The organism is Tumebacillus permanentifrigoris (assembly GCF_003148565.1).
Classification (GTDB): Bacteria; Bacillota; Bacilli; order Tumebacillales; family Tumebacillaceae; genus Tumebacillus; species Tumebacillus permanentifrigoris.
In genome coordinates, this window is record NZ_QGGL01000001.1 from 507,568 (window position 1) to 517,843 (window position 10,276).

The 10,276-nt window shown below is 54.0% G+C and carries 8 protein-coding genes and 1 rRNA gene; 8 read left to right on the top strand and 1 reads right to left on the bottom strand.

Going from position 1 to position 10,276, the window contains the following annotated elements:
- Positions 1-11 precede the first annotated feature (11 nt).
- Positions 12-146, bottom strand: coding sequence for a 50S ribosomal protein L34 (gene rpmH / locus C7459_RS02305; protein ID WP_109685850.1), 135 nt, complete (start codon positions 144-146; stop codon positions 12-14).
- A 562-nt stretch (positions 147-708) separates the two neighbouring features.
- Here rpmH and dnaA point away from each other — a divergent pair.
- From dnaA to C7459_RS02345, 8 genes are all read left to right on the top strand, one after another.
- On the top strand, positions 709-2,064 hold the full coding sequence (dnaA, locus tag C7459_RS02310) for a chromosomal replication initiator protein DnaA (protein WP_109685852.1): 1,356 nt from the start codon (positions 709-711) through the stop codon (positions 2,062-2,064).
- Between the two features lie 265 nt (positions 2,065-2,329).
- Positions 2,330-3,466, top strand: a complete 1,137-nt coding sequence (gene dnaN, locus C7459_RS02315; RefSeq protein ID WP_109685854.1) for a DNA polymerase III subunit beta — start codon at positions 2,330-2,332, stop codon at positions 3,464-3,466.
- Positions 3,467-3,489: 23 nt separating this feature from the next.
- Positions 3,490-3,717: a S4 domain-containing protein YaaA gene (yaaA, locus tag C7459_RS02320; protein WP_109685856.1), complete on the top strand. Its 228-nt coding sequence runs from the start codon at positions 3,490-3,492 to the stop codon at positions 3,715-3,717.
- Positions 3,718-4,827 (top strand): DNA replication/repair protein RecF, encoded by a 1,110-nt coding sequence (gene recF, locus C7459_RS02325; RefSeq protein ID WP_109685858.1) that lies wholly within the window; start codon positions 3,718-3,720, stop codon positions 4,825-4,827. It begins immediately after the preceding gene.
- A gap of 9 nt (positions 4,828-4,836) precedes the next feature.
- On the top strand, positions 4,837-5,088 hold the full coding sequence (gene remB / locus C7459_RS02330; protein WP_038093873.1) for an extracellular matrix regulator RemB: 252 nt from the start codon (positions 4,837-4,839) through the stop codon (positions 5,086-5,088).
- Positions 5,089-5,241: 153 nt separating this feature from the next.
- Complete coding sequence (gyrB, locus tag C7459_RS02335) at positions 5,242-7,170, top strand: DNA topoisomerase (ATP-hydrolyzing) subunit B (RefSeq protein ID WP_109685860.1); 1,929 nt, start codon at positions 5,242-5,244, stop codon at positions 7,168-7,170.
- A gap of 33 nt (positions 7,171-7,203) precedes the next feature.
- Positions 7,204-9,774, top strand: coding sequence for a DNA gyrase subunit A (gyrA, locus tag C7459_RS02340; RefSeq protein WP_109685861.1), 2,571 nt, complete (start codon positions 7,204-7,206; stop codon positions 9,772-9,774).
- Between the two features lie 315 nt (positions 9,775-10,089).
- Positions 10,090-10,276, top strand: a 16S ribosomal RNA gene (locus tag C7459_RS02345); the annotation flags it as partial.

Here is a 10,276-nt window from a genome sequence, read left to right on the forward strand (position 1 = left end):
AAATGTGGCCTTTATGCGGAAAGAACCTTTCTGCCTTTAGCACGGCGACGTGCAAGCACGTGACGGCCATTCTTAGTAGACATGCGGGTACGGAAGCCGTGAACCTTTTTACGCTTGCGTACGTTCGGACGATAAGTCGGTCCCATCGTTACACCTCCCTTACGACTTGTCTATGTCAAGAGACACAAGTCACTTGGTTAGAGACAATATTCCTTATCATTATAGCGGTTCTCAGTAAATGACGCAAGTACAAAGACTGGAGTCGGAGCTTCAACGCCAGCATTTGAGCCTGTGGATAACGGATTCGACACATTTCGAACGTTTCGACAAGGTTAGCCACAACCTGCAACATCCTTATCCACAATCCACACGGCTGTGTATACAGTCGCTTGCTTCCTGTTGCCTATGTGGATAAGTTCTAAAAGTCCCGTTGTCATGAGGGTTTCCTATCTGGTATTATGGAAAAGCCCTTTGTGGAGAACTTTACTCGATCCACAAAGTTACTAACAGCTGTGGATAAGTTTGTGGATAGTTGTCCAAGGCTGTGTACGGCTTGTCCACATGGTTGGGGATATTGGTTTACATCGATTGTCAAATCGTATAAAATATCGACATCTTATGCCTACACCATTATCCACAGCTCCTGTTGATAGAACCATCGACTGTGGATTTTTATTTGTGCATTTTTTGAGGAGGTTCTCGTCTTCTATGGATCGGCAAGCTGTAGACCTGTGGCAGAAGACTTTAGCCACCCTTGAGACGAAGCTCAGCAAGCCTAGTTTCGAGACGTGGTTCAAATCCACGAAGCCCGTCTCCTTTGAATCGAATACCCTGATTGTCAGCGTGCCGAACGACTTTGCCCGCGATTGGCTGGAATCACGGTACTCCCACATCATCAAAGAAACACTCGCCGCATTAACGATGTCGGAGGTTGCGGTCAAGTTTGTCATTCCCCAGGTCTTCGATGAATCTCTGTACGAGAACTCGCCCAAGCCTGTACCTGCGAAGTCAAACGGTACCACCGGCGAAGAGTTTGTCCCGTCTGCGCTGAACCCGAAGTACACCTTCGACACATTCGTCATCGGGGCCGGCAACCGATTTGCCCATGCAGCGTCGCTCGCCGTCGCGGAAGCACCGGCCAAAGCGTACAACCCGCTGTTCATCTATGGGGGCGTCGGTCTGGGCAAAACCCACTTGATGCACGCGATCGGTCATTATGTGTTGGAATCGAACCCCTCGGCAAAAGTCGTCTACATCTCGTCCGAAAAGTTCACCAATGAGTTCATCAATGCCATCCGTGACAACCGCCCGATCGATTTCCGAAATAAGTACCGCAACGTGGATGTCCTCCTCATCGATGATATTCAGTTCCTCGCTGGCAAAGAACAAACCCAGGAGGAATTCTTCCATACCTTTAACGCGCTGCACGAGGAGAACAAGCAGATCATCATCTCCTCCGACCGCCCGCCCAAGGAGATCCCGACGCTGGAAGACCGTCTGCGCTCCCGCTTTGAATGGGGTTTGATCACCGACATCCAGCCGCCGGACTATGAAACCCGGATTGCCATCCTGCGCAAAAAGGCTAAGGCCGAAGCGCTGGACATCCCCAACGATGTCATCTCGCATATCGCGAACAAAATCGACACCAACATCCGCGAACTCGAAGGTGCGCTGATCCGCGTGGTCGCCTACTCGTCGCTGATCAACCGCGACCTGTCTGCGGAACTGGCAGCCGAGGCGTTGAAGGACATCATCCCGTCCAACAAGCCGCGCCAGATCACCATCCAAGACATTCAAAAGACGGTTGGCGAGCATTTCGATATGAAATTGGATGATTTCAAAGCCAAAAAGCGCACGAAGGCGATCGCCTACCCGCGCCAGATTGCGATGTACCTCGCCCGCGAGCTGACCGATTTCAGCTTGCCGAAGATCGGTGATGAGTTCGGTGGCCGCGACCATACCACGGTCATTCATGCCCACGAAAAAATCGCCAAAGAACTACAAACGGACTTCACACTTCGGCAAACGGTCGAGGCGGTGAAGGACAAACTCGGCCACAAGTAACAGGTGGGGATAAGCCTTGTGGTCAAACTGTGCATAACTTTTGGGCAAAAATTGACCGTGGATATGTGGATAACCATGTCGAACTTGCTCACATTTTGTCCACACCGATCAAACCCGGCTCTGGCTGGGATTTTCGGCGTTATCCACATATCCACCGCGCCTACTAGTATTATTACTAAAAAGATCTATATATTATCTCCTACAACAATATGCGTAACGGTGCTGTACTAGTACAACTATGAGATCCCAGTGAGGGGGCCCAAGCATGAAAATTATCATTCTCAAAAACGCATTGGTGCAGGCTATACAAAACGTACACAAAGCAGTTTCCAGCAAGTCCACGATTCCCGTCTTGTCAGGGATCAAGATGGCTGCAGACGAGAGCGGACTGCGTTTTACCGCAACCGACTTGGAGATCGGAATCGAAACATTGGTGCCGACGCTGATAGACGACGAAGAAATCGTCCAAGTTAAAGAGGCCGGTGCGATCGTTCTCTCTGCGCGCTTTTTTGGCGAAATTGTTCGCAAGCTGCCAGGCAAGACCGTCGAGATCGAAGTGAAACAGAACTACCTGACGATCATTCGCTCAGGCAAGACCGAGTACAACCTGCACGGTCTGGATCACGAAGAATTCCCGCGCCTGCCGCAAGTGGCGGGCAATCAGGTTTTCTCCGTACAATCGGACATTCTAAAAGACATGATCCGCCAAACATCGCTCGCGGTTTCCTCCGAGGAGATCCGCCCGGTGCTGACCGGCGTGCTGTTCACACTGAAAAACGGCAATCTCAAATTCGTCGCGACCGACTCCCACCGCCTCGCCACGCGCGAATCGATTGTCGAAGCACCGCCTGAGATGGAATTTACCAACGTGATCGTGCCAGGCAAGAGCTTGAACGAACTTGGCCGTCTGCTTGCCGACAATGATGTGCTCGTCGACGTTGTGGTCGCGGAAAATCAAGTGCTGGTCAAAATGGGCCATACGCAGTTCTATACCCGCTTGATCGACGGGCAATACCCGGATATCTCGCGAATCATCCCGACGACTTTCAAAACAGGTCTCACCGTCAACACCAAGGAATTGCAAGGTGCTGTCGAGCGCGCATCGTTGGTGGCGAAGGAATCGGATAACAACGTGGTACGCTTTAACATCAAGCACGACCGCTTGGAAATCACCTCCGCATCCCCGGATGCCGGGAAGATGTCGGAGCCGATCGATGAAATTCAGGTCAACGGGGACGAATTGTTGATCGCGTTCAACTCCAAGTTCTTCATGGACGCCCTGCGCGTCATCGACAGCCCGGATCTGCTGATCGAGTTTACCGGTTCGATGAGCCCGTTCTTGATCAAATTGCCAGACAACCCGACATACCTCCACCTGATCTTGCCGGTGCGCATTTACTAATTCCTGAAGGAGTCGATCCCTGCATGGCTGCACAAGAGATCTTTCTGTCCAAGGACGAGATCAAGCTCGGTCAATTCCTGAAATTTGCCGACATCATCGATTCGGGCGGGAACACCAAGTGGTTCCTGGAAGAGCACGACATCACGGTCAACGGCGAGATCGAGAACCGTCGTGGCCGCAAACTACACCCAGGCGACCTCGTCGTCATCGCGGGTGTTGGCACGTACAAGCTGGAAAAGGAAACCCCGTAGATGTGGCTCAAAGCGCTGGAACTTCGTGATTTTCGCAATTACGAGTCCTTGCAGCTGTTCGACCTCAGCCCGCGCGTAAACATCTTTGTCGGTCAGAATGCGCAAGGCAAAACCAACGTGGTCGAGTCGGTCCTGATGCTTGCCGTCGCCAAGAGTCACCGCACCAGCCGCGATGCCGAAGTGATCCGCTTCGAAGCGGAAACGGCGCTGGTGCAAGGGATGGTCGAGCGCGAAGACCGCACGTTGAAACTCGATCTGCACATGCTCGCCAAGGGCAAGAAAAGCCGCGTCAACGGCGTCGAAAAACGCAAGATGAGCGATTTCGTCGGGCATTTGAACGTGGTGCTGTTCGCCCCGGAAGACCTGCAATTGATCAAAGGCGGCCCGCAACTGCGGCGCCGCTTTCTCGATGTCGAGATCGGGCAAGTTTCTCCGCAGTATCTCTACAACCTCTCCCAGTACCAAAAGGTGCTCCTGCAACGCAACACGCTGCTCAAGGAGATCTCGAAAAAGGAAAAAAAAGAGGATCTGCTCGCGATCTGGGACGAGCAGTTGTGCGTCTATGGGGCGAAAGTCGTCCAAAAACGCTACGAGTTCGTGGAGAAGCTCGAACACTTTGCGAGGGACATTCATAGCCGGATCTCAGGCGGCAAGGAACTGCTCTCCTTTCGTTATGTCAACTCGTTTGATTTGCTAGAAGGCGCGGACGTCACGGAGCGGTTTTTTGAAACCTTGCAATCAAAGCGCAGACAGGATATCCTTCGAGGGACGACATCTGTCGGTCCACACCGCGACGATTTGGAAGTGCGGATTGACGATCGAGAGGTGCATACGTACGGTTCTCAAGGTCAACAGCGCACGGCTTCGCTGTCGATGAAACTCGCGGAGATCGAATTGATCCGCGCTGAAGTCGGCGAATACCCGGTGCTGTTGCTCGATGACGTCCTTTCGGAGCTGGATAGCGAACGGCAGTTGCATCTGGTCGAGAGCATGGGCGAGCGCGTGCAGACTTTGATCACGACGACCACCACGTACGGATTGGAGCAGTTCATGCAGGAACAAGCCCACGTGTACCGCGTGGAACACGGAGTGATTTGCAGGGAAGGGTAGGTGCGTTCGATGTTCATCCACTTGGGTGGGGATGTCATGGTGCAGAGCAAGGAAGTCATCGCGATTTTTGACCTCAAGATGAAATATTCGGCAGACGCGACCAAGGAGTTTCTTGATGTCGCCGACGAAGAAGGATTTGTCGTGGTGATCGACGAGAACGAGAGCAAGTCGTTCGTCGTGACGACCCGAAAAGTGTTCTACTCGCCGATCTCTTCGCTGACGTTAAAAAAACGAGCTGGTTTCGTATCCGAGCTCGAATAGGCAGCGTGAGAATGGCGTCCACCGGGACTAACGACCCGGTGGACTTTTATTTTGCCCAGTAAAATGCTAGTATTTTAAAGATCGAGTATTTAAAGATCGGGAAATGATGGCTACACTAGCAGATACATAATCAGATTTCTGGAGGGTTAGACATTGACTGAGGAAAACAAACCCTACGTCTACGATGAGAATTCGATCCAGGTCCTCGAAGGACTTGAAGCCGTCCGCAAACGTCCGGGCATGTATATTGGCTCTACGGCTTCCCGGGGCCTGCATCATCTCGTCTGGGAAATCGTCGACAATGCGATCGATGAGGCGCTGGCAGGCTATTGCGACCATGTCGTCGTAAAAATCCACGAAGACAATTCCATCACTGTCATCGACAACGGCCGCGGCATCCCGACTGGGGTTCACCCCAAAATGGGCATTCCGACCGTCGAAGTCGTCTTCACGATCCTCCACGCTGGCGGGAAATTCGGCGACGGCGGCTACAAGGTATCTGGCGGTTTGCACGGCGTTGGGGCTTCGGTTGTCAACGCGCTCGCGGAGTGGCTCAAAGTCGAGGTGCGCCAGAATGGCAAGGTCTATCGTCAGGATTATGAGCGCGGAGCACCGCAGAACTCGCTGACCGCAGTAGGCGAGATGGGGGATGGCGATCGCTCGGGTACCACCGTCACGTTTAAACCGGATGCGCAAATTTTCCAAGAGACTCTGGAGTACGACTATGAGATTTTGGAAGGACGTTTGCGTGAGTTGGCGTTCCTCAACGGGGGCTTGCGCATCAGTTTGACCGACGAGCGCTCTGGTCGAGAAAAAGCGGACGAATTCTACTACGAGGGCGGAATTGCGTCCTTTGTCGAGTATTTGAATAAAGGCAAAGAAGTGCTGTTCGACAAGCCGGTGTACACCGAAGGCGAGAAGGAAGGCATCACCGCCGAAGTCGCGCTCCAGTACAACGACTCCTACTCGAAGGACAGCATCTACTCGTTTGCCAACAACATCAACACGCATGAAGGCGGCACGCACGAATCTGGTTTCAAGTCGGCCTTGACCCGCGTGATCAACGACTACGCACGCCGCTACAATTTGCTCAAGGAAAACGAGAGCAACTTGACTGGTGATGATGTGCGTGAAGGGATCTGCGCCGTCATTTCCGTCAAGGTTCCAGAGCCGCAGTTTGAAGGGCAGACCAAGACGAAACTCGGCAACTCGGAAGTGCGGGGGATCGTCGAGACCCTTTTTGCCGAGAAGTTCTTGCAGTTCCTCGAGGAAAACCCGCAGACGGGTAAAAAGATCGTCGAGAAATCGCTGCTGGCGTTCCGAGCACGAGAAGCAGCTCGCAAGGCGCGCGAACTGACCCGCCGCAAATCGGCGTTGGAAGTGTCTTCGTTGCCAGGAAAACTTGCTGACTGCGCGTCCCGCGACCCATCCGAGTCCGAAGTTTTCATCGTCGAAGGTGACTCCGCTGGCGGTTCCGCCAAGCAAGGTCGCGATCGGCATCGCCAGGCGATCCTCCCGTTGCGCGGGAAGATCATCAACGTCGAGAAGGCACGACTGGACAAGATCCTGTCCAACAACGAGATCCGTGCGATCATCACGGCACTAGGGACGAGCATCGGGGACGATTTCAACCTCGAGAAAGCACGCTATCACAAGATCATCATCATGACCGACGCTGACGTCGACGGTTCCCACATCCGCATCCTGCTGTTAACGTTCTTCTATCGCTACATGCGGGATCTGATCAAGGCCGGATATATTTACATGGCACAACCGCCGCTGTTCAAAGTCGCCAAGGGCAAGACGGTCACCTATGCCTACAGCGACAAGGAACTGGAAGCACGCCTCACCGAGATCGGCCGCCAAGGCGTCACTATCCAGCGCTACAAAGGTCTCGGCGAGATGAACCCGACCCAGTTGTGGGAGACCACGATGGACCCGGAGAGCCGCACGCTGTTGCAAGTCAACATCGAGGACGCGGCCAAAGCGGAGATGCTGTTCGACCACCTGATGGGCGATCGCGTTGAACCGCGCCGCGATTACATCGAGGAGAACGCGCGATACGCGAACCTCGACATCTAATTTTTTTATCATTCTTGAACAAGGGGATACCCAATGGCAGACATCGATCGCAACCCGACGATTGACATAGCTCATGAGTTAAAAAGCTCTTTTATCGACTACGCGATGTCGGTTATCGTCTCCCGCGCACTGCCGGACGTGCGTGATGGCTTGAAACCGGTCCACCGCCGGATTCTGTTCGCTATGTTCGAAGCCGGGATGACGCCAGATAAACCGTACAAAAAATCGGCGCGCGTCGTCGGTGACGTATTGGCAAAATACCACCCGCATGGCGATGCATCTGTATACGATGCGCTCGTGCGGATGGCACAGGACTTCAACATCCGCTACCTGCTGGTCGACGGTCACGGGAACTTCGGTTCGGTCGACGGCGACGCAGCAGCAGCGATGCGTTACACAGAGTCGCGCATGTCGCAGATCGCGATGGAACTGCTGCGCGACATCAACAAGGAAACGGTCGATTTCGTCCCGAACTACGACGGTTCGGAAAAGCAACCGGACGTCCTACCGTCCCGCTACCCGAACTTGCTCGTCAACGGTTCTGGCGGGATCGCGGTCGGGATGGCCACCAACATCCCGCCGCACAACCTGACTGAAGTCATCAATGGCGTGCTGGCGATGATTGAGGACCCGGAGATTACGTTGCAGGACCTGATGAAGATCATCACCGCACCAGACTTCCCGACCGGGGCGCACATCCTCGGACGTTCTGGTATCCGCCAAGCTTACGAAACCGGCCGTGGCTCAGTGGTGATGCGCGCGAAAACTCATATCGAGGAAGCCAATAACGGCAAAGCGCGGATCATCGTGAACGAACTTCCCTATCAAGTCAACAAAGCGCGCTTGGTAGAAAAAATCGCCGAACTCGTCCGCGATAAGAAAATCGACGGCATCACCGACCTGCGCGATGAGTCGGACCGCAACGGGATGCGCGTCGTGATCGAATTGCGCCGAGATGTGAAGCCGCAGGTCGTGCTGATGAACCTCTTCAAGCACACCCAGTTGCAAGCGACATTTGGCGTGAACATGCTGGCGCTCGTCAACAAGGAACCGAAAGTCCTCAACCTGCGCGAGATGCTCTATTACTACCTGGAGCACCAGAAGGAAGTCATCATCCGCCGCACCCAGTTCGAGTTGAAAAAAGCGCGTGCCCGCGCTCACATCCTCGAAGGTTTGCGCATTGCCCTCGACCACATCGACGAGGTGATCGCCTTGATTCGCTCGTCTCGCACGGGTGAAGAAGCGCGCAACGGGTTGATGGAGCGTTTCGGCCTCTCGGAGGAGCAATCGCAAGCGATCCTCGATATGCGTCTGCAACGCCTGACCGGTCTGGAGCGCGACAAGATTGAAAACGAGTACGCAGAGCTGATGGCTTTGATCGCGGAACTCGTGGCGATCTTGGAAGACAAAGCGAAACTGATGGAGGTCATCCGCGAAGAGATCACCGAAATTCGTGACAAGTTTGGCGATGAACGCCGCACTTCAGTCATGGCTGCAGAAGGTGATATCGACGAAGCGGACCTGATCCCGGTGGAGGAAGTCGTCATCACGATCACCCACCAGGGCTACATCAAGCGTCTGCCGGCGAATACATATCGCAGCCAGAAACGCGGCGGACGTGGGGTGACGGCGACGGGGATGAAGGAGGAGGACTTTGTTGAGCACCTGTTCACAACGTCCTCACACAATTACCTGCTGTTCTTCACGAACCGCGGCAAGGCGTACCGGATCAAAGCTTACGAAGTGCCGGAGTTTGGCCGTGCGGCGAAGGGCACTCCGATCATCAATGTCCTGAACATCGAACAGGGTGAGATGGTTTCGGCTGTGATTCCGCTCGAAGCGGTACAGGAGTCGGCAGAAGCGGAAGTTGTGGAACTCGACAATGTCGAGGGCGAAGAGGCGGTCGAGGTCGTGAACGGGCCGTTCCTGTTCATGGCGACCCGTCGCGGGATCGTCAAAAAGACCCCGCTGAGCGCGTTCCAGAACATCCGCAAGGGTGGACTGATCGCCCTGACACTTCGTGGAGACGAGGACGAGTTGATCGGCGTGAAGCTGACCGATGGCAATCAACAGATCATCATCGGGACGCACAATGGCATGTCGGTTCACTTCCCGGAGAACGATGTGCGTTCGATGGGCCGTACTGCTGCCGGCGTGAAGGGGATCGAGCTCGATGCGGGTGACTACGTGATTGATATGGACGTGACCAGTGAAAACTGCCACATCCTCGTCGTCTCCAGCAAGGGCTACGGCAAGCGGACCCCGATTGACTCCTACCGGATCCAAGGTCGCGGTGGACGCGGCCTCAAGACAATCGACCGCACGGAGAAGACCGGACACATCGCGGGGCTGAAGGTCGTGACGGAGGAGGATGACATCATGGTCATCACCAACACGGGTGTCGTCATCCGCATGGCCGTCCACACCATCTCCGAACTCAGCCGCATCACGCAAGGCGTCAAACTGATCACGTTGCATGACGAGGATGAGGAAGTCTCAACCGTCGCCAGCGTGCCGAAGAGTGACGAGGATGAGAAGGAAGACAAAGAAGAGAGCAAGGAAGCCGTTGTAGAAGTAAACGGCGATCAGCAAACAGAAGAGTAGGTTCTACACCGCGTCTGCACGTTTGCAGACGCGGTTTTTTTATGGAGCATGTATAAGCGTGGGCGAGTCTGGGTCAGAATAAGGGGGAGGTGTGAGCGAATTTGTTTGGGTTTGTTTCAGCGATCAGGTTTCGTTTGCTCAGGCTGTCATGGTAAGATAACTCTTGTCGCCGCGAGATGATGCGGTGGTAGAAAAAGATTGTTGACAGATTGAAAGTAGTATGGTAGATTAGTTGAGTAGCCAACGAGCTACAGATTGATCCTTGAAAACTAAACGAGTGATAGATGAGAATCGATTCGAGCCTTGAATCAAACTTTAATTGAGAGTTTGATCCTGGCTCAGGACGAACGCTGGCGGCGTGCCTAATACATGCAAGTCGAGCGGACTGATGTGGAGCTTGCTCCATGGATGTCAGCGGCGGACGGGTGAGTAACACGTGGGTAACCTGCCTGGCAGACTGGGATAACGCTTGGAAACGAGTGCTAATACCGGATGATCTCTT

Coding starts and splice junctions, on each gene's coding strand:
- dnaN (WP_109685854.1), top strand. CDS start 2,330: ATGAAAATTATCATTCTCAAAAACGCATTGGTGCAGGCTATACAAAAC.
- yaaA (WP_109685856.1), top strand. CDS start 3,490: ATGGCTGCACAAGAGATCTTTCTGTCCAAGGACGAGATCAAGCTCGGT.
- gyrA (WP_109685861.1), top strand. CDS start 7,204: ATGGCAGACATCGATCGCAACCCGACGATTGACATAGCTCATGAGTTA.
- rpmH (WP_109685850.1), bottom strand. CDS start 146: ATGGGACCGACTTATCGTCCGAACGTACGCAAGCGTAAAAAGGTTCAC.
- dnaA (WP_109685852.1), top strand. CDS start 709: ATGGATCGGCAAGCTGTAGACCTGTGGCAGAAGACTTTAGCCACCCTT.
- recF (WP_109685858.1), top strand. CDS start 3,718: ATGTGGCTCAAAGCGCTGGAACTTCGTGATTTTCGCAATTACGAGTCC.
- remB (WP_038093873.1), top strand. CDS start 4,837: ATGTTCATCCACTTGGGTGGGGATGTCATGGTGCAGAGCAAGGAAGTC.